This is a genomic window from Sporosarcina psychrophila, assembly GCF_001590685.1.
Taxonomy (GTDB): domain Bacteria; phylum Bacillota; class Bacilli; order Bacillales_A; family Planococcaceae; genus Sporosarcina; species Sporosarcina psychrophila.
Genome location: NZ_CP014616.1, coordinates 1,064,595 through 1,084,106 on the forward strand (window position 1 = coordinate 1,064,595; position 19,512 = coordinate 1,084,106).

The following is a 19,512-nucleotide window of genomic DNA, read 5'->3' on the forward strand; positions in this document are numbered from 1 at the left end:
CTGTCCCTCCAGCGCTTTTCGGGTCTACCAAGGCGCTTACGCTTTTCTTATGAGGAGGATCCTAAATGTCACGAAAAATGCGAGGTAATGTATGGCTTGGCGCGGCAGGGCTTGTTGTGAATAGCGAAGGACAGTGGCTTGTTGTTAGGAAAAACTACGGTGGTTTAAAAGGTTTATGGTCCATACCGGCAGGATTTGTTGATGGTGATGAAACTGCAGATTGCGCAGCGATTCGTGAAGTAAAGGAAGAAACAGGTGTTGTCTGTCAGCTCGAAGGAATGATTGGGTTTCGTACAGGCGTATTGAATGGAGAGGTGAGCGACAACATGGCCATATTCTTGTTGACGCCTACTACTAAAGGACAGATTTTAATTCCGGAGTTGAGAGAGATTTCAGAAGTCGCATGGAAGAGTCCATTCGATTTAAAGGAAGATAAGGACGTCTCTGTGATGATTCATGAAATTGCGGAAAAGGTGATCGAATCAGGGTTTGATGAAATTGAAAATATCAACCCGGGCGATCAATTCGGTTATACTTCTTATAAACTATTTTTCAAAAAGTGATCTATTACAACAGGGATAAAATCGACAAATTATTGAACGAGTCGTGTAATGTTGAAAGCGTTCATTCGTTCCTGTAAAATAGTGAATGGAAAACGGAGGTAGTCACATTGGGAACGATTTCATTAACGCACGTCGTTTTATCTATAATGATTTTCATAGTAATGTTTTTTGGAATAGGATTCTTATTGAATATGCTTCTTCGAATGACATGGTTGATGGCCATCATTTATCCAATTGTCGTCATACTAATTATTGATGAAGTACGTGTATATGAATATGTCACGAAACCGAAATACGCGTTCCAGCTTCTTGGTGACAAAGCTATGGCACTCCATACAGCTGATATCCTCATTTTAGCAAGTGGACTTGTCGGAGCGATTATTTCAGGTTTTGTTATTAAGTTATTAAGAAAACAAGGTTACCAAATGTTTTAAGAAAAAGGTGTGTTCAAGCGATTATGCTTGAACACACCTTTTTTCGTAGTTAGATAATGAATGAATAGATAATAACAGAGATAAGGATACCAGTTACAGCTCCTGCAAACACTTCACTTGGTTTGTGACCTAGCAACGTTTTTAACTCTTGAATTTTTTGTTGTCCATCTTTCTGCTGCCAGCCTTTTGCTTCTTGAACGAACGTTTGGAAGTCTACTCGCATTTGATTGATAATCAGTGCTTGTTGTCCTGCCTGGTAACGAATTCCCGTTGCATCAAACATGACGATGACAGCAAAGATGGCAGACACGGCAAACATAGGTGAATCTAATCCCTCTTCATAAGCGATTGCAGTCGTCAATGATGTAACTGCAGCCGAATGAGAGCTGGGCATCCCTCCTGTTGAAGTAATTAATTTCCAGTCAAGTTTACCTTCCAGGAAATAATGAATCGGGATTTTGACGAATTGAGCAAAGATAATACCGAATAATGCCGCAATTAACGGGGTATTTTGTAATAAGGCCATTTACTTCGACTCCTCTATAAAGTACAAAAATTGTGTATTCAGTATACCATAATGACGTGCTATAAAAACAAGTTAGTACGGATTCCGAATGAATTACTACGAAGGGCTGAAAATTTAGGCTATACTAAAGAATGTAGGTAAAATTGGAGGTTGTCAAATGAAAACAATAATATTGGAACCGAATTTTGATAATGTAGAAGCAGAAGTACTTGTAATTGGTGTACCCGAACATCCGGAAAATATAACAGGCTGGGACGGCTTCGTCAGTTCATTCAGTTCCCGTTTACCAGAATGGGTTAAATCTGGAGATGTTAAAACTGAGTTCAAAAGTATTGTTAAAATGCCATCCGTAGAAACTGGAGGCTACAAGCGTGTAATATTTATCGGGCTTGGTTTGCATAAGGAATTGACGGAGGATCGTTTGCGTCAAGTATTTGCGGCGGTCGGAAAAGAGCTTGCAAGCATGAAAGCGGCCTCTGCCGCTATTTGGACGGCTCCATTCACGAATGACAAGTTAACGTGTGAGGATGTTGTTTTTGCGGCAACGGAGGGTATTGGACTTGGCATGTACAAGTTTGAAGGATACCGCACGGATTCAAATGAACGCGATGTTGCACTTGAAACGTTGTCATTCTTATCTTCATTTGATGAAGATGAGCTGAAAGCGGCCTTTGAAGTAGGGAAAGTACATGCATACGCGGTTAATGAAGCACGAAATCTAGTTAATATGCCGCCTAATATATTAACGGCGACTAAAATGGCTGACTATGCACGTGAAGTCGCTGAAAAATATGATTTTGAAATTGAGGTACTTGGTAAGAAAGAAATGGAAGAACTCGGTATGGGCGCTATTCTAGCAGTCAATAAAGGTTCAGTGGAAGAGCCTAAGTTAATCGTCATGAAGTATGCTGCAACTGAAAAATGGGAAGATGTTATCGGTCTTGTTGGCAAAGGAATTACCTATGATACAGGCGGCTATTCATTGAAAACGAAAGACGGAATGGTTGGTATGAAAGGTGATATGGGCGGTGCGGCTGCAGTCCTAGGGGCAATGACAATCATAGGAGAGCTGCGTCCTGCGAAAAATGTCATCGCTGTGATCGCGTCAACGGACAATATGGTTTCCGGGGATGCTTTTAAACCAGATGATGTTATCACATCACTTAGTGGGAAGACGATAGAGGTGCTCAATACAGACGCTGAAGGACGTCTTGTTCTTGCAGATGCGGTTACATACGCTAAGCAGGCAGGCGCAGACTGTCTGATTGACGTTGCGACACTGACAGGCGGCGTTATCGTCGCGCTTGGTATGGACAAGACAGGGGCGCTTACAAATGATGAAGAATTCTTCGAAGAGTTCATGCAGGCATCCATGGAAACGGATGAATTCGTCTGGAGACTTCCGTTAACGGAAAACGATAAGAAAAGACTACGTAAAAGTGATGTGGCAGACCTGAATAACTCGCCAGGAAGAGACGGACATATGATCTTTGGCGGTGGATTTGTAGGGGAGTTTGTTGGCGACACGCCTTGGATACATCTTGACATTGCGGGGACATCGGATGCGGTTGCTGCACATGATTTAGGGCCTAAAGGTGCAACTGGAGTCATGGTACGGACGCTAGCGACGCTTGTTGAACGGCTAGCCGAAACCGATAGAGAAGTGTAATAGGCGATTGCCTCTTTCCTATTAGTCTTATTTGAATAGGATAAGTAGGAGAGGGGAATGATTATGACTAGAGGATTTCACGGTGGTGGCGGATATGGTCGAGGTCGAGGTGGAGGTTTTGGCCGTGGTGGTTTTGGTCGCGGTGGCTTCGGTCGAGGATTCGGTTTTGGTGACTTTGGCGGACCTTTCATTGGCGGATTTGCTGGTAGTTTATTAGGAAGTGCATTGTTTCCTGGTGGCGGATACGGGGGTGGATACCAATCCTATCCATACCCACCGTACCCATATCCATATTATCCGTATCAACCATATGGATACTACGGGCCTTACTAAAATAAATGCCTGTCAACCGATTTTTCGGCTGGCAGGCATTTTTTTAGTGGGGAAAATCGGTGTGACGGTCATAAAGTCATCCATGGCGAGCATAACCCTGCCTAAGACGGTCATAACAAGCATCAAGAAGGGCATAACACTAGCCAAGGCGAGCATAATCTTTTTTTAGCCGGTTAAGTCTTGCGATATGTTCAATTGGATCAGGTTTTAGGGTTCGGAATATTCAACTATATATCTAGAATCAATTGTATAAGTATGTTACACTTTCGTGGATAGTTCTAGTTTTTCGTAGAAGGGGGATGGGGAATTTCATAAGCAAATCAAGAAAAGAACCATTGCAACTAGAAGGGCTATATGCTGCAATCAGTCGCTTGCCACTGAGTCATAGAACGTTACCAATTTTAGAAACAGCATATGCTTCAAGGAAAGCTGGTTTTGGTGGAGAGCAACAATTAGACAAGGTTTTTGAAAATTACTCTTTTCCAATGAAATACTGCGTTTTGCATGATGTATCACTAGTGTCCAGTACTCCTTTTCAAATCGACACGCTGTTCGTTACCCCATCGTATGCGGTTATATTTGAAGTGAAGAACATCTCAGGTGAACTTAAAATAATTAACAATCCACCGCAATTAATCCGAGTGCTCAACAATGGGGAAGTAAAGGGATTTAATAGCCCCATTACGCAAGTCGAGAATAATTGCACCTTATTGCAAGACTGGTTTCACTCTCGAAATATTACATTGCCTGTTTATAGTGCAATCGTATTAGCTTATTCCAAACAACGTGTTGAACTGTTTGATACGAAAACCCCGTTTCTTTTCCCTAATGCCGTTCCGAACTTCATACGTAATTTACCGATAGTTCCCCCACTATTGGATGAAGAAACATTCTCGGCGCTGACAAGTGACCTTGTCAAAAGTCATCGTGAATACATCCCGACCCCTATTTGTTTGACCTACCCTGAGATAAAGAACAAGATCCTGACTGGCGTTGCATGTCCGTCCTGCAACTTTTTAGGCATGCAGAAGTACATGAAGGGATGGCGTTGTACGGCATGTGGAAGGACAAGCTCCGACGCACATAAGCAAGCAATCCGAGATTGGTTCCTTTTATATGGTGGAAAGATGAAAAATAAAGATTGCCGTACATTTTTGCACATTGAGCGTCAAAGTGCCACTCGAATTTTGCAGGGTATGAATTTACGACTAGAAGGTGCTAATCGAAACAGAACCTATTCAATGTTCTTTAAATAGGACGGAATTTCTTAAGACGGTCATAAACTCGTGCATGGCGGTCATAACATACTTCAAGGCGGTCATAAACTCGTGCATGGCGGTCATAACATACTTCAAGACGGTCATAAACTCATCCGTGGGGAGCATAACCCTCCTTAAGGCGGTCATAACTCATCACATGCCGAGCATAACTATCATCATCCAAAAAACGCACCCCTTATCTAATAAGGGGTGCGTTTTTCACTCATTCAAAGCTTAGTCTTCCTTCTGATGAGTTGGAGGATTCTTTAGTTTAGCTTGCTTGATAACTTCTGCAAGATCATCACCAACAGTTAGTTCTGTCGGTTTGACGCCCGATATATAAGCTGCGCGGCTCATAAGATGTCCGCCAATCGGAGAGGTAATGAACAGAAATGCAATTGCCAGTAGAAGTTGAATACTAAAATGGCCTTCCTTCAACCAAAAGTGAAAAAACACACCTAGCAGAATACTAAGCACACCCAAAGTTGCACTCTTAGAAGCGGCATGCGCCCTCGTATAGACGTCCGGTAAACGAATGATGCCAATGACGGTTACGATAGTGAAAACGATGCCAACGACGATTGTAAGGACGATGAGGCTATTAGCTAGTACGATCACGTTCGATTATCTCTCCTTTCTCAATGAATTTTGAGAATGATACGGTTCCAATGAATGACATAATCGCAATAAGCAAGATGACTTCCATGAAAAATCCGGTATCGAAGATGACTGATAGTAGAGCGATTGCTGAAATAAGCATGACACCAATCCCATCCAGTGCGACGAGCCGATCCGGAATAGAAGGACCGCGGAACACACGGTACAACATACCGGCAATCGACAGCAGGACAAGGATTAGACAAACCCATATGAATGTCGTCATGGTCGGCTTACCTCCTTAATGGCTTTTTCGAATGAATTTTTGATTGAATCAATTGCGTCATCAACATCATCGACGTCAATGGCATGGATATAAAGCGTTTTTTGATCATCAGAAACGTTCAACACAATTGTTCCCGGTGTCAATGTGATCAGGCTCGATAGCAATGTAATCTCCCAGTCATGTTCAAGGTCAGTTGGCAAAGCGAAAATCATAGGTTGAATATTCATCTTCGGCCGTAAGACGACTTGCAGCACTGAAATATTAGACAAAGTCAGCTCCTTGAAGAAGAGTAGTGCTAGTTTAAACGTTGCCCAAAGTCGCCAGATGTAAAGTCTACCAGGGAAAAAGCGTCTCGTCATAATGATCAAAAGCAGACCAATCAAGAACCCAATGATGAATGTTGAAGCGGTGAATGAGGTGCTCATGAACATCCAGACGAGAGCGATGAAAAAGTTCAATAATAGTTGAAATGCCATCGTTCATCTACTCCTTTAACACCGCATCAATATAGATGGATGGTTGTAGTAATACGTCTGTTGCGTCCGTCATATAGGGAATGAGCCATTCAGTACCAACCCCATAGAGCACAGAGAGAATGACTAATGCTACAGCAGGTATCATCATCTTCCGGTATGTCCGTCGGTTTGTCGTTGGCAATTCCACAGTTGTGGGGTCTCCCCAGAATGCATAGATGAAAATCCGGATGACAGACAACAGGACCACAAGGCTGGATGCCAGGATGATTATACTCCCCAAGACATTGCCTGCCTCGAATGCCCCTTTAACAATAAGAAGCTTACCGACGAAACCGCTTAATGGCGGAATGCCCGCTAGTCCAAATGCAGCAATTAGGTACATCCAGCCAAGTGGCGCATGGGTTTTCATTAACCCACCCATCTTACGTAAGTTAGAGGTTCCGGTTACGTAAACAATAATGCCGATCAGAAGGAACAAAGCCCCTTTAATGAGCATGTCATGGATCAAATAGAAAACGGCACCCGTTAAACCAGCCTCGTTCATTTGTGCAGCACCGAATAAAATAACACCCACTGCAATGACGATATTGTAAATAATAATTTGTTTTACATCGAAATAGGCAAGGGCACCAATGCAGCCGGCAATAATCGTGAGCAATGCCAGTGCAGATAATAAACCATGTGTAAATCCGATATCGTGTACGAAGAACAGCGTATACGTTCGGATGATTGCATAGATACCGACTTTAGTCAGCAATGCACCGAATAGTGCCAGCACCGGTATTGGAGGCGCTGCATAAGATCCTGGTAGCCAGAAGTAAAGCGGGAACAGGGATCCTTTTACGCCGAATACGATTAAAAAGAGCACTGCAATCACGGTTATAATACCGGGTTGTCCAATCTCTGCAATCTTCACTGAAATATCGGCCATATTTAATGTACCAATAACAGAGTAGAGGTAAGCAACTGTAATAACGAATAATGCAGATGAAATGACATTGACGAGTATGTACTTCATTGATTCACGAAGTTGTTTTTTCTCGCCGCCTAAAACGATTAATAGGTAAGAGGCGATGAGCAGTACTTCGAAGAATACGAACATATTGAAAATATCACCTGTTGTAAATGCGCCATTGATGCCTGTAATCATGAACAGGATGGCGGGGTAATAAAAGAAGCGCTCCCGCTCTTCGCCAATTGCAGTGAAACTGTATAGTACAACAAAAAGTGTGATCAAGATTGTTGTGGTAACAAGTAATGCAGACAGCATATCGGAAACCATTGAAATTCCGAAAGGTGCGGGCCAGCTTCCAAGTGTAATTGCCTGAACACCATCCGCTTTCACTTTTGCAACTAGGAAAAGTGCAGCAACCAAGCTAATAAGCAGGCCGACACATGTTAATGATCGTTGTACCCTGACGTTCTCCTTGAAAAACAGAAGAATAATTGCGAACAGGAATGGCAAAATGATTGGAAATAGAAGTAGATTAATCATGTTCGTCATTTCCCCTCATAAGATTCATATTGTCTGTCTGATGCTCAGCATACGTCCGATAAGCTAATACAAGGATGAATGCTGTCACACCGAAGCTAATAACAATCGCTGTTAAAATAAGCGCCTGTGGCAAAGGATCTGCATAATCTGTTACGCCTTCTGCCACGACTGGCGGAGAGGTGCCACCAAGACCGCCCATTGTAAGAATGAGCAAGTGAGCACCATGGCTCAATAGGCCTGTCCCGAGTATGATTTTGAGGATACTCCTGGAAAGAATCAGATAGACAGCTGCCATGAAAAGAATTCCGATGACGATGGCCATTATAAACTCCATTACGCATCTCCTCCAATCGATTGAATCATTGTAACGGCTGCCCCAACGACAACAAGGTAGACACCTGCATCAAAAATCATTGCTGTATGAAGGGAAGTTGTTCCGAACAACGGCAAAGTGAAATCGTCGAAAGCATGTGTAAAGAAAGGAACGTTGAAAAAAATTGAGCCTGCTGCCGTTCCTAGAGAAAGCAATAAGCCGATGCCTGTCATAATCGTGAAGTTGAAAGGCAGTGCTTTTTGTACCGTTTTCAAATCGAAAGCGAGTAAGAGAAGAACGATTGCTCCAGTAGTAAGCAATCCTCCAACGAAACCGCCACCTGGTGTATAATGTCCCGCAAAGAAAATGTGGATTGAAAAAAGGAAGATGATGAAGAATACGATTTTTGTTGTAGTTTGTAAAATGACATCATTTGTTTTCATCCGTATTCTCCTCCTTTTTTGACAATTTCAGGCGAATCATTGCAATGACGGCGATTCCGACGATTGATAGAACGGTGATTTCAAATAATGTATCAAATCCACGGTAATCTACAAGAATAACGTTGACGATATTCCCGCCACCCGCTTCTGTATAAACTGTATCTTTGTAATACTGCGAGATAGATGGAATCAATTTTTGTGAATGAGCCGATAAGGCAACCAATGTCACCGTTATTCCGACACCAGCCGCAATAATCAAATTGCCAATCTTGTTGAGTTTTGTTTGGCCGTGATTGTTCAGAGACGGTAGATGTTTAAAGGCTAACAAGAATAAAGCAACAGATATCGTTTCAATAACGAGTTGTGTAAGCGCTAAATCCGGTGCTTTGAAAATAACGAAGAATAAAGCAACCGAATAACCGACGGCACCTAGAGCAATGATTGCTGACAGTCTTGTCTTCGCAAGTAGAACCATACAAACTGCGATAACCAGAACAATAGCAGTCAGAACTCCATATAAGTTGACAGGGGCAAAACTCTCCATATCAACTATGAAAGCTTCTTTGATGAATAACGTCGCCGCTGTAATGGCAGCAATAAAAGCAAATATATAAATCAGATATGTGCGGATTAAACCAGTCATATAGAAGCGGGAAAGTTTGTTCATTCCACCTTCACTAACGAACATGGCTGAGTCATACAGGGCATTCAATGACAAGTATTCAGGTTGAATGTCATACAGTTTCTGCCATCTCGCCAAGGTCAAGAATAGAACGAGACCGACTCCGACAAGCGAAACCGTCATCCATAATTCTGGAGCAGCAATTCCGTGCCATGCTGCGACGTGAACGGCAACTTCAGAAGGATGGCTGTATAAATCAGGCTGGACAGCCATGACAGCTGGTTTTACAAACCATTTTCCAATCAAGTTCGGTATGAAGAAGATGCCAACAACGAGCGTAGCAAGAATGACGGGAGATACAAGCATCCCGACAGGCGCTTCATGCGGTTTAGTAGGAAGAGGTTCACTTTTTTGTTTTCCAGCGAACGTCTTAAATACAAAGTAAAAGCTATAAATGAATGTGAAAACACTGGCAATCCAAGCGATAACAGGGAAGATAATTCCCCATGTTGCAAAGTTGAACAGTTCAAAATGGCGAATGGCCAGCATCGACTGAAGGAACATTTCCTTACTCAGGAAACCGCCGAATGGCGGCAGACCTGCCATCGACATTGAACCGATGAACGCAACCGTGAAACTGACGGGCATAATGCTCATCAATCCGCCGAGTTTTCGGATATCGCGCGTACCCGTTTCATGATCGACAATACCGGCAATCATGAACAAGCTCCCTTTGAAGACTGCGTGGTTGATCAAATGGAAGATCGCTGCAAATGTTGCGAATTTGAAAATGGGGTCATCCGAGTGATAGGCAAGCGCACCTGCTCCGAGCAGAGACATGATAAGTCCAAGCTGACTGACTGTCGAGAAAGCAAGAATCGCTTTTAAATCAGTCTGTTTCACTGCAAAGAAAGATCCCCAGAATAATGTCAGAAGTCCGATACCAGCTACGAGCCAAATCCAAACTTCAGAAACAGCGAAAATAGGTGTAAATCGGGCGACGAGGTAAAGACCTGCTTTCACCATCGTTGCTGAATGTAGATAGGCACTGACCGGTGTAGGCGCTTCCATTGCATCCGGTAACCAAATATGGAACGGGAACTGTGCTGACTTTGTAAAAGCACCAAGTAGTACGAGAACGAGCGCCAATGTAAAGAATTCATGTCCTACAAAAGTGGGGGCGTTAGCGATAAGTTCGCGGATGGAAAACGTATCTCCCATAATCCCTAACAGAACGAATCCTCCAAGCATCATTAGTCCACCAAATACAGTGATCATCATTGATTTCAATGCACCAAATCGTGAACCGTCACGTGTATTCCAATAGCCAATAAGTAGGAATGACGAAATGGATGTTAGCTCCCAGAATAAATAAAGGGATATAACGTTATCAGATTGGACAACACCTAACATGGCGCTCATGAAAATGAGCAGGTAAACGTAAAAGTGATTCAGCTTTTCTTTACGCTTATCAAGATAAAAGATGGAGTAGAGCACAACGAGTGCACCGATGCCTGTAATAAGCAAGGTAAACAGCAGGCTGAGTCCATCAATATACGACACGAACGAAATGCCGAGTGAAGGAATCCATTGCAATTCTGCTATAGCATGCCCGCCGTCCATTGTTGTTTTAAGAAATCCTATGTAAAAAATGAAGAGGGAGACAGGGACGAGTAAAACGAACCACCCAGTGTGTATGTCTTTCAGTTTCCTAACTAGCAATGGAACGAATAGGGCTGCCACAATCGGCAGGAAAATCAGTAATACAAAATTCAAGAAAATCCTCCTTCCTAATGAATGAAACAGTTATGTATAAACGTGATGCTAAGCAAAAGGGATCTAATAGTCATTGGCTGTTCTGAATTCATACATCATTTTCAACGTCGGGACGGTAAATTTTAAAATTGTTACGATTACCTTATCTTTTCTTCCTTTCATTGTTTTAATCAAAAAATGCAAAAAGTCCATCACAAAAGGGCATAGATACCCCCTGGTGACAGACTCCTCCAAGTACGTTCATTTATTTGATTGAGGTAACTATATCACAGCATGCGGAAGTTGTCTAATTGAAAAATAGTAAGTGTGGGACGATTCTGGATTTTGTTGCCTATTCGGTCTCTCTTCTTATAGTATAGAAACGAAGAACTAATTTGCGTTTGAGGTGTTAGAAATGAAAAATCCATACATATTTGGTTATTTACCGTTTGTAACAATTGTCTTATTCAGTTTAACATTCGGAGTATACACAGTTGGCGTGTCAGTGGAACTATTTAAAGGAATTGGTTTGTATGCCGGCATGCGAGAGTTTTTGACCGATATACAATTACGTATTTTTCTGCTAGTTATCTATGCATTGTTATTTTTTATGGTTTTTTCAGCGTTAAAATTGATTGCGGAAACGATTCATGAAACCGCGATGTTATTCTTTTCGAAGGATGTGGAGGGGAAATCGTATAGCGAAGCTCGCGGAGGCAATGTCATCTACTTTTTCGGCGCGCTTGCATCGGTAGGTGGCATCAATTCGATTAGCCTATTAACAGCTGTATTTTTACTGACAACGTTCATCTACTTCGTGTATGTCGTTTTCAAATTAAGCAAATACATGACAATCGTCAGCACGATTGGACTTCTCGTTTTTGAAATTCTGGTTTGGGCGATACTAGTTTCAACCATCATCTATATTCTGTTGAAGCTTTATAATGGGGTAATTGCGAGTTTGCCTTTCATGGGTAGTAAAACGGACTAGCCTTGTGAATGGCTAGTCCTGGAGTAGTGTGGAAAATATACGCAAATGAAGTTTCTGATCGCTCAAGAGCTTTAGAGATTGCGGACTATCATAGCCGACCCAGACAGCGGTTGTATAGTTATCGTTCAACCCTCCAACCCATAGATCTTTATAATGATCTGTGGTGCCGGTTTTTGCTCCCGTATACGAAGTTGTATAGGGGATACCCCGGCCAGTTCCGTTCAATACGACATCTGACATCATGCCGCGAATTTTGGTAACAGTAGTAGGAGACCAAACGTCCTCTTTGTCATCAGGCCATTCGTATAAAATAGTCCCAGCTCTATCCTTTACAGCGCGTATGGCATGGGGAGGGGTATATTGCCCATCAATGAAACTCGAATAAGCCCCCGCAAGTTCAAGCGGCGTCATCCCTTTTGCAAACCCACCGAGAGCAGCTGCATAGTTCATATCCTGTTGTGTAACTGATTTGAATCCGAATGGTGCTATATAGCTGAATGCCTCTTCCACTCCAATCATTTGAAGCAATCTGACCGCTGCTGTATTATGACTTTGTCGAAAAGCCTCTTTTACCGTAACATTGCCATAAACGTAACCGCCGATATTTGTCGGGCAGTACGAGCCGATACAAATAGCACCACTGTTAATGGGGGTGTTTTCTGTATAGGAACTACTTTCAAACAGTGGAGCATAGACCAGAAGTGGTTTCATAGCCGAACCAGGTTGTCTGACAGCCTGGAATGCACGGTGAAAATCAGCTTTTTTATAGTTCTTACCGGCGAATAGGCTGATGATTTCACGGGTTTCATTGTCGATAACCGAGGCACCTGCTTGCACGCCTTTAGGGTGTAAAAGGGAGGAGATCGTTTGGTCATTTCGGCGCTGCTTTCCAGGGTTAAGTGCCGTTTCGATAATCAATCCTTTGGACAACACTTCAGCTGTCCGTTGTTTAATAATCGCTTCAAGGGCTATTTTTTCTGCATCATCTTTCGCATACGTCATTTTTTCAGATAAACCTTCGGACTGTGCTATGAGATCAGTAAGTTCCGCAAGTACATATGTACTGTAGGCAGGAAAGGCATTCGCTTTTTCCTTCAGATTTAATTGGATAGCTGTGTTTTTATGCACTTTAGATTCCTCGGAAGTCAGAACTCTATTTTTTGTCAGTATAGACAATAGGCGTTCCTGTCTTACTTTTGTCTGATCGAAATGGTTCAGTGGATCATATAAAGAAGGGTTGTTTGGGATCGCCGCAAGGAAGGCCATCTCCGCCTCATTCAGTGCATCTAAGGGTTTGCTGAAGTAATATGTCGCAGCGGCACCAATGCCGTACACTTGATGGCCAAAATACATTTCATTCATATACATTTCCAAGATTTCATCTTTTGTCGATTGTTTTTCAAGCTCGGCTGCGTAAAAAAGTTCCGTCAACTTACGTTCATAGGTCTTTTCAATCGATAGAAAACGCATTCGCACGACTTGCTGTGTAATGGTAGAAGCACCTTGTCTGACATCGTCCGTTGCGGTATTGACAGCGAATGCACGCACGATTGCGGCTACATCATAGCCTTTATGCTCGAAAAAACCCGTGTCTTCACTTTCTAGGAACAGTTGACGCGCGAATAAGGGAATGGACGACAGCGGGAGTGGATCGCGCCACTCTATATATTCTTCTGCAAAAATGAGCCCATTGCCATCTTTCAACGTCACGGGGACATTGATCTTTGGGGATGACAGTTCAATGGAATCATTGATCTGGTCATTGAAGGATCCAGCGCTTTTCAATTCGACTGCAATGGCTTCTTGGACAATAAAGAGAATTGGTATGGTTAGAAGAATAAAGATGAAACCAATAACATGTTTCAATGGATTTGCACTCCGTTCAAGAAATCATTCACTAACAAAAATATAGCACACTCCGTCTAGTGAAGTGTGCTGTTTCTTAACTATGTGTCCTTTTATCCTCAGCAGCAAGAAAGTCCTCAAAGTCCTGTACGGGTTTTCGTTTGGCATAATAGAGAAAGGCAAACCCAACCAGGAATAGAACGCCAGTGACGATGAAGACAGACGAAATACCGATGAAACCACTGACGATTCCGCCAAACATTGGACCTATAATATTCCCGAGAAAACGGAAGCTGGTATTATAACCCATGACTTCTCCTTGAATATCGACTGGTGCCTCACGTCTAACTAGTGCAGTCGTTATAGGGATCATTCCACCGAGCGCAATACCGAACAGCAATCGCCAAAAGATAAGTTGCCACAGCTGTGTTACAAAAGCTTGTGGGATGATAAAGATAAATGATAGGAGTAGCAGAATTGACAACACTTTTTCGTAGCCAATGTCGTCACCAAGCTTGCCCCAGCGGCGTGCGAATAATAGATTGCCGACCCCTGCTGCACTGAAGGTAATCCCAGCTAGGAAAGCTACGTCTTTTGCATCCGTCAAATGAGAAACGTAAAGCGACAGAAGCGGCTGGATACTGAAGTTGCCTACTTGGATAAGTGCCGTAACAATCATAACGTTCAACATGAGCCGGTGATGTAGCAAGCCGCTAATAATCGCTTTACGGGAATACTGGATAGCTTTCGGATTTTTTACCCGTTTTTGTTCCTTGATGCCGAAGAGAACGATAAGTGTAGCGACAATTACGGAGATGGATGTAATGACAAAGGTATATTGGAAACCGAATGCATCTGCCAGTAAACCTCCAAATACAGGGCCGAATAATGTGCCTGTCACACTGCCCATCTGCAGAGTTCCTAGCATTTTTCCAGCTTCCTTCTTCGCAGTCTGTGAAGAGATAAACGCGAGTGAAGTTGGTATGAAACCTGTGACAACACCATTCAGTAGCCGAAGCAGGAAGAACATCTCTACGGAATCCACAAATCCCATTAGGAAAACGGAAGTTGCAATCCCGAAACCATTGATGATAAGAATAGGCTTAAAGCCATATTTATCGGCAACTCGGCCCCAAATCGGTGACATAATGAAAGCCGTGACAAATGAAGCGCCAAAAATAAGGCCAGACCATTTTTGAACATATGCTTCGGGATGATCGCCAAATGTTTCGATATAAAGGGATAGGAAGGGCATGATCATCGTCATTGTCCCTGCAACGAGGACGTTGGAAATCCAAATGATGATGAAATTCCGTTTTTGCACGTCCATTTAGAAAACCTTCTTTCTGTGTCGTGCTTTTCATTCAGTATAAAACAATTCGGAAAACGAAGGAAGTATCATGCTTATTCGTCGAAATAGATTGTTCAATATGATAAACTGATTCAGGGTGAATGTTAAATGAGGAAAATGTATTTCTCCCTTCTGACAATCGTTGGTCTCGTCTTACTTTCCGCTTGCGGAAATAGTACGTCTGAGAACAAAAAAACAGAAGAAGTAGTGTCTGCTGGCAAAGCGCCAGTGGAAGAAAATAGCACGAAGAACTCAGAGGAGGCAACAACAATGTATCCACAATTATCAAAAGAAGTAGCAGCAACTGAAGCATTAGTTATTATGAACACAACAATGGGGCCAATCAAAATCAAGCTTTTCCCTGAACAAGCACCAAAAACAGTTGAAAACTTCTTAACACATGCAGAAAACGGCTATTATGACGGTATTATCTTCCACCGTGTTATTGAAGACTTCATGATTCAAGGCGGCGACCCAACAGGAACTGGTATGGGCGGAGCAAGTATTTTCGGCGATACATTTGAAGACGAATTTACTATGGATCTATTTAACTTAAAAGGAGCTCTTTCAATGGCGAACGCTGGTCCAGGAACAAATGGCAGCCAGTTCTTCATCGTTCATGCTTCAGAAGTACCTGCTTCAGTTGATCAGCTGAAAAAAGGTGGATATCCAGCTGAAATCGCTGAAGCATATGGCGAAATGGGTGGAACTCCGCACTTAGACCAAAAACATACAGTATTCGGCCAAGTTATTGAAGGCATGGATGTTGTCGACAAAATTGCTAAAGTTAAAAAAGGGCGTCAAGATAAGCCTGTTGAAGATATTTCTATTGAATCAATCGAAATCCTTCAAAAGTAATTCGAATCATATAGAAATTTACAATGTGAGGAAGTGGATGTAAGTGAACGCACTATTAATGCCGTTCCTTTACTTTCCTGAAGACAAATCAGAATATATACCAGCCGCGATTTCAATGTTTTTCTTTGCGATTCTATTGGTACTTACATTCATGTGGATTCGACGCAAGTCGAAGAAACAGGAATTAGAAGCGAAAGAATTTGAAGAACGTATTTTACGTGAACGCCGCGAACAAAAAGAAAACGAGCATCCTCAAAATTGAGGATGCTCGTTTTCTTTTAAAAAATTGTAACGTCAACGTCGCGATCGTAACGTCAACTCCGTGATTGTAATCACAACTGTGCTAAATCACTCGCTTAATGCAGTGATAAAACGGTTAACGCCGTCTTGAACAACTGAAAGCGGTGTTGCGACATTCATGCGAAGGAAGCCGCGTCCTGCTTCGCCGTATTTTGTACCTGGATCAAGGGCAAGTTTACCTTTATTCAACAACTTGTCCATTATTTCCGACTCGGTAAATCCAGTACCACGGTAGTCAATCCACAGAAGGTATGTACCATGCGGCTTAGCAATTTTTAAGGCAGGAATTGCAGCTGTTAGTTCATGAATTGCATAGTCCATATTGGTAGAAACTGTTTCAAGTAATTGTGCTAGCCATGGGCCTCCATCTTTATAGGCGGCAGTCAAAGCTGCGGCTGCAAAAGAGCTCAAATCCATTTGACCATGTGCCATTGCATTCAACGTAAGTTTCTCTCTCACACCTTCATCTGTAGCGATCATTAATGCTGCTTGGATACCTGCGAGGTTAAACGATTTTGTAGGTGCAACACACGTAATGATACGTCCTGCTTCTTCGTCAGCAAGCGTTGCGAGCGGAATATGTTTATGCCCTGAGAAGACTAGATCGGCGTGGATTTCATCCGATAAAATCAAGACATCATATTTTGTACACAGTCGTAACATTTCTTTCAATTCGCTTGCTGTCCAGACAATTCCACCAGGATTATGCGGATTGCATAAAATGAATAGCTTTACGTTTTGTTGCATGCATTTCTCGAATTCTTCAAAGTCGATGGAGTACACACCGTCGTCCTCTTTCATAATACATTCGACCATATTTCGTCCTTGACGTTTAGGGACTTGGAAAAAGGGCGGATAGACTGGAGATGTGACAAGAATGCCGTCACCTGGATTCGTAAAAGTTTCAACGACTGAAGCGATTGCCGGAACTACACCATGGTGGAATAACATCCATTCATTTTTGGTTTCCCATGCATGGCGTTCAGCAAGCCATGTACTTACTGCGTCTTTACAGCCTTCGCAAATATATGAGTAGCCGAAAACGGGATGATCGAGACGTTCTTTCATCGCATCGATAACCACTTCCGGTGCAGCAAAGTCCATATCTGCAATCCACATCGGTAAAATATCGGATGCATCTTCGATTCCATAGATCATTTCCATTCGGTCCCATTTTACAGAACGCGATTTACGTCGTTCAATTACTTGTTCAAAGTTATTCATGGAAATCTCCTCTTTCCTTTTTTCTCTACTATGTTATCATAATCTAGACTATTGAGAAAAATAAGGTGACTCATTGTGCAAACTATAGAAATGAACAAAAAGGCAGTAGCACTTCTTGAACAATGGGACCCATTTGACGTAGGACCAAAAGCGTATGCACACGAAATCGTTGATGTCGTATCGGACTTACAGCGTCTTGATCACCCAACCGACCTTGCAAAACGAATTCGGGAAATTTACGAACAATCTTATAAATTATGGATTCCAATCGAAAAGTGTGTTCAAGTTTCTTATAAGCTGTTAGCGATTAAATACGAGGCGAAATGTATCGTCTGATATTGGTGTGGCTGTACCCATTTTAATACGGGTACAGCTTTTTTATCCAACAAAATACCACATCTGTTGATTAACCAAAAGAAACCAGTGAATAACATGATCAGCGACAGGGTGTTACGTGTATAGTTGACTTTGGATTGAATGAATTCTATACAATTACCGAGATGTCTGGATATGTAGGGATGCGACAAAGTCGCATCCCTACATATTTTTTTATAGAATATCATCTACTTTTTTCTTCCAAAACAACTGCGTTTTTCACTTGAATAGTGCTGGAACGTGGCAGGTGACTATTCCCAACAGAGCTACACTAGGACCCCTCGGTAAATCTGTCATGAATAGTTCGCCGAAAGCGTACCGGAAATGATCCAGTGAAAATGAAGGTCATCAAGTCCTTCTCACCAGTATTTTATGCAGCTAAATGGTTAATCAACAGACGTGAAAAACACCCGCAAATCCAGTAACTGGATTTGCGGGTGTTTGTAGTACCATTAAAGTCCGAAAATCGATACGATGAAAATGACGATGATGGCGACAGGTGCGGCATACCTGACAAGGAATTTCCAAAGGCTGTTCATCACAGGATGCATGCGCAGCTCGTCGTCTGTTTGCGATTTCGTCAACACAAAGCCCGCGAATATCGAAACGAATAACGCACCTAAAGGCATACCGATTTTGCTCGTCAATGTGTCTGCAAAGTCAAAGATGGAACCGCCGAATATTTTCACGTCAGACAGGACACCGAATGACAGCGCGCTTGGAATACCAACGATGAAGATAAGAATTCCAAATACCCATGCAGCACGTTTTCTACGCTCGATTTTCTCGCGGATCCCACTAGACACGACAATTTCAAGCATCGCAATCGATGAAGTAAGTGTAGCGAAAAGCATCAAGATGAAGAAAATAATCATAAACATATTGCCAAACGGAATCTGGCTAAAAATGGCTGGTAAAACGACGAAAATTAGCCCCGGTCCTTCTTCAGGTGAATGGCCGAGTGCGAACACTGCGGGAAATATAACAATACCAGCTAAAATTGAAATGGTAATATTTAAAATCGCAACGTTCATTGCCGATTGCCCTAACTTTTCTTCTTTCGGTAAATAAGATGCATAGGTCATCATTGCTGTCACCCCAACGCTTAGTGAGAAGAAAGCTTGACCAAGTGCAAGTAAAAACGTAGAACCTGTCAAGTGAGACCAATCAGGCACAAACAGGAATCGAACACCTTCCATTGCACCATCCAATGTTAATGAACGGATTGCAAGAATGATGAAGAATATGAACAGCATTGGCATCATCCACCTGCTCGCCCGCTCAATACCTCCCTTAATACCACTTTGTACAATCCAAATTGTCAGTCCCATGAACACGGCCTGAGCAAATAGAACTTCTACTGGATTGGCGATGATTGTATTGAAAAGATCGCCATGATTCGTAGCATCGAGTTTGAAGAAAATAGCTCGTGTTAAATAGGAAAGAATCCAACCCCCGACCACGCTATAAAATGACAGGAGAATGAATGAAACTGCAAGTCCCATCCAGCCAATCAAAGGCCACTTTTTACCTGGCGCCAATCGTTTTAGTGATGTAATTGCATCAGCCTGTCCCATTCGACCGATGACAAACTCTGCAAGCAAAATCGGAAGTCCGATTGCAATTGTACAAATAATGAATAGTAGAAGGAAAACACTTCCGCCGTTCATCCCCACCATATATGGGAATTTCCATATTGCACCGAGTCCGATCGCACTACCGGCAGCTGCTAGAACGAAACCGATTTTTGACGACCATTGATCACGTTGTTTCATAAGATATTCACTCATTTCATTA

21 protein-coding genes are annotated in these 19,512 nt (G+C 42.4%); 9 read left to right on the forward strand and 12 right to left on the reverse strand.

Annotated elements, in window-relative coordinates:
- Positions 1 to 65: 65 nt before the first annotated feature.
- Both AZE41_RS05060 and AZE41_RS05065 read left to right on the forward strand, forming a co-directional pair.
- On the forward strand, positions 66 to 563 hold the full coding sequence (locus tag AZE41_RS05060; RefSeq protein ID WP_067206392.1) for an NUDIX domain-containing protein: 498 nt from the start codon (positions 66 to 68) through the stop codon (positions 561 to 563).
- 107 nt (positions 564 to 670) lie between these two features.
- A complete protein-coding gene (locus tag AZE41_RS05065) occupies positions 671 to 997 on the forward strand; it encodes a YuiB family protein (RefSeq protein WP_257722502.1) in 327 nt (108 codons plus the stop codon).
- Between the two features lie 49 nt (positions 998 to 1,046).
- Here AZE41_RS05065 and AZE41_RS05070 read toward each other — a convergent pair whose 3' ends face one another.
- Positions 1,047 to 1,523, reverse strand: a complete 477-nt coding sequence (locus AZE41_RS05070; RefSeq protein WP_067206395.1) for a divergent PAP2 family protein — start codon at positions 1,521 to 1,523, stop codon at positions 1,047 to 1,049.
- 157 nt (positions 1,524 to 1,680) lie between these two features.
- Here AZE41_RS05070 and AZE41_RS05075 point away from each other — a divergent pair, with 157 nt between their 5' ends.
- The 3 genes from AZE41_RS05075 (at position 1,681) to AZE41_RS05085 (ending at position 4,781) form a co-directional block, all read left to right on the forward strand.
- Entirely contained in the window at positions 1,681 to 3,192 is a 1,512-nt protein-coding gene (locus AZE41_RS05075; protein WP_067206398.1) for a leucyl aminopeptidase, read from the forward strand.
- A 63-nt stretch (positions 3,193 to 3,255) separates the two neighbouring features.
- A complete protein-coding gene (locus AZE41_RS05080; RefSeq protein ID WP_197485372.1) occupies positions 3,256 to 3,525 on the forward strand; it encodes a hypothetical protein in 270 nt (89 codons plus the stop codon).
- 299 nt (positions 3,526 to 3,824) lie between these two features.
- Complete coding sequence (locus AZE41_RS05085) at positions 3,825 to 4,781, forward strand: nuclease-related domain-containing protein (protein ID WP_082786498.1); 957 nt, start codon at positions 3,825 to 3,827, stop codon at positions 4,779 to 4,781.
- A gap of 237 nt (positions 4,782 to 5,018) precedes the next feature.
- Here the strand turns inward: AZE41_RS05085 and mnhG are convergent, their stop codons facing one another.
- From mnhG to AZE41_RS05120, 7 genes are read right to left on the reverse strand one after another with little or no spacing between them, the layout of a single operon-like run.
- Positions 5,019 to 5,402 carry a monovalent cation/H(+) antiporter subunit G gene (gene mnhG / locus AZE41_RS05090; RefSeq protein WP_067206403.1) on the reverse strand — a complete coding sequence of 128 codons (384 nt, stop codon included), beginning with the start codon at positions 5,400 to 5,402 and terminating at the stop codon, positions 5,019 to 5,021.
- Complete coding sequence (locus AZE41_RS05095; RefSeq protein WP_067206405.1) at positions 5,386 to 5,667, reverse strand: Na(+)/H(+) antiporter subunit F1; 282 nt, start codon at positions 5,665 to 5,667, stop codon at positions 5,386 to 5,388. The genes mnhG and AZE41_RS05095 overlap by 17 nt, the downstream gene beginning before the upstream one ends.
- Positions 5,664 to 6,143: a Na+/H+ antiporter subunit E gene (locus tag AZE41_RS05100; RefSeq protein ID WP_067206407.1), complete on the reverse strand. Its 480-nt coding sequence runs from the start codon at positions 6,141 to 6,143 to the stop codon at positions 5,664 to 5,666. Before AZE41_RS05100 ends, AZE41_RS05095 begins: the two co-directional genes overlap by 4 nt.
- 7 nt (positions 6,144 to 6,150) lie before the next feature.
- Entirely contained in the window at positions 6,151 to 7,638 is a 1,488-nt protein-coding gene (locus AZE41_RS05105) for a Na+/H+ antiporter subunit D (protein WP_067206410.1), read from the reverse strand.
- Positions 7,631 to 7,972: a Na(+)/H(+) antiporter subunit C gene (locus tag AZE41_RS05110; protein WP_067206413.1), complete on the reverse strand. Its 342-nt coding sequence runs from the start codon at positions 7,970 to 7,972 to the stop codon at positions 7,631 to 7,633. The genes AZE41_RS05105 and AZE41_RS05110 overlap by 8 nt, the downstream gene beginning before the upstream one ends.
- A complete protein-coding gene (locus AZE41_RS05115; RefSeq protein ID WP_067206416.1) occupies positions 7,972 to 8,394 on the reverse strand; it encodes a Na(+)/H(+) antiporter subunit B in 423 nt (140 codons plus the stop codon). The genes AZE41_RS05110 and AZE41_RS05115 overlap by 1 nt, the downstream gene beginning before the upstream one ends.
- Entirely contained in the window at positions 8,381 to 10,792 is a 2,412-nt protein-coding gene (locus AZE41_RS05120) for a Na+/H+ antiporter subunit A (protein WP_067206419.1), read from the reverse strand. Before AZE41_RS05120 ends, AZE41_RS05115 begins: the two co-directional genes overlap by 14 nt.
- A 394-nt stretch (positions 10,793 to 11,186) precedes the next feature.
- On the opposite strand from AZE41_RS05120, the gene AZE41_RS05125 reads away from it, so the two are divergent.
- Positions 11,187 to 11,762, forward strand: a complete 576-nt coding sequence (locus AZE41_RS05125) for a YufK family protein (protein ID WP_067206421.1) — start codon at positions 11,187 to 11,189, stop codon at positions 11,760 to 11,762.
- 12 nt (positions 11,763 to 11,774) lie between these two features.
- Here the strand turns inward: AZE41_RS05125 and AZE41_RS05130 are convergent, their stop codons facing one another.
- Together AZE41_RS05130 and AZE41_RS05135 are read right to left on the reverse strand one after the other, a co-directional pair.
- Positions 11,775 to 13,628: a transglycosylase domain-containing protein gene (locus AZE41_RS05130; RefSeq protein ID WP_067206424.1), complete on the reverse strand. Its 1,854-nt coding sequence runs from the start codon at positions 13,626 to 13,628 to the stop codon at positions 11,775 to 11,777.
- 76 nt (positions 13,629 to 13,704) lie between these two features.
- Positions 13,705 to 14,937 carry an MFS transporter gene (locus AZE41_RS05135; protein WP_067206427.1) on the reverse strand — a complete coding sequence of 411 codons (1,233 nt, stop codon included), beginning with the start codon at positions 14,935 to 14,937 and terminating at the stop codon, positions 13,705 to 13,707.
- Positions 14,938 to 15,066: 129 nt separating this feature from the next.
- Between AZE41_RS05135 and AZE41_RS05140 the strand changes: the two genes are divergently transcribed.
- Both AZE41_RS05140 and AZE41_RS05145 read left to right on the forward strand, forming a co-directional pair.
- Positions 15,067 to 15,816: a peptidylprolyl isomerase gene (locus AZE41_RS05140; protein ID WP_269465605.1), complete on the forward strand. Its 750-nt coding sequence runs from the start codon at positions 15,067 to 15,069 to the stop codon at positions 15,814 to 15,816.
- Positions 15,817 to 15,859: 43 nt separating this feature from the next.
- Positions 15,860 to 16,078 carry a hypothetical protein gene (locus AZE41_RS05145; protein ID WP_231885773.1) on the forward strand — a complete coding sequence of 73 codons (219 nt, stop codon included), beginning with the start codon at positions 15,860 to 15,862 and terminating at the stop codon, positions 16,076 to 16,078.
- 86 nt (positions 16,079 to 16,164) lie between these two features.
- Here AZE41_RS05145 and AZE41_RS05150 read toward each other — a convergent pair whose 3' ends face one another.
- Positions 16,165 to 17,340: a MalY/PatB family protein gene (locus AZE41_RS05150; protein WP_067206429.1), complete on the reverse strand. Its 1,176-nt coding sequence runs from the start codon at positions 17,338 to 17,340 to the stop codon at positions 16,165 to 16,167.
- 75 nt (positions 17,341 to 17,415) lie between these two features.
- Here AZE41_RS05150 and AZE41_RS05155 point away from each other — a divergent pair, with 75 nt between their 5' ends.
- The gene (locus AZE41_RS05155) at positions 17,416 to 17,676 is read left to right on the forward strand and encodes a DUF1871 family protein (RefSeq protein ID WP_197485373.1); all 261 of its coding nucleotides are present in this window, start codon (positions 17,416 to 17,418) and stop codon (positions 17,674 to 17,676) included.
- Positions 17,677 to 18,167: 491 nt separating this feature from the next.
- Here the strand turns inward: AZE41_RS05155 and AZE41_RS05160 are convergent, their stop codons facing one another.
- Positions 18,168 to 19,490 carry a sodium-dependent transporter gene (locus AZE41_RS05160; protein WP_067206432.1) on the reverse strand — a complete coding sequence of 441 codons (1,323 nt, stop codon included), beginning with the start codon at positions 19,488 to 19,490 and terminating at the stop codon, positions 18,168 to 18,170.
- Between the last annotated feature and the right edge of the window lie 22 nt (positions 19,491 to 19,512).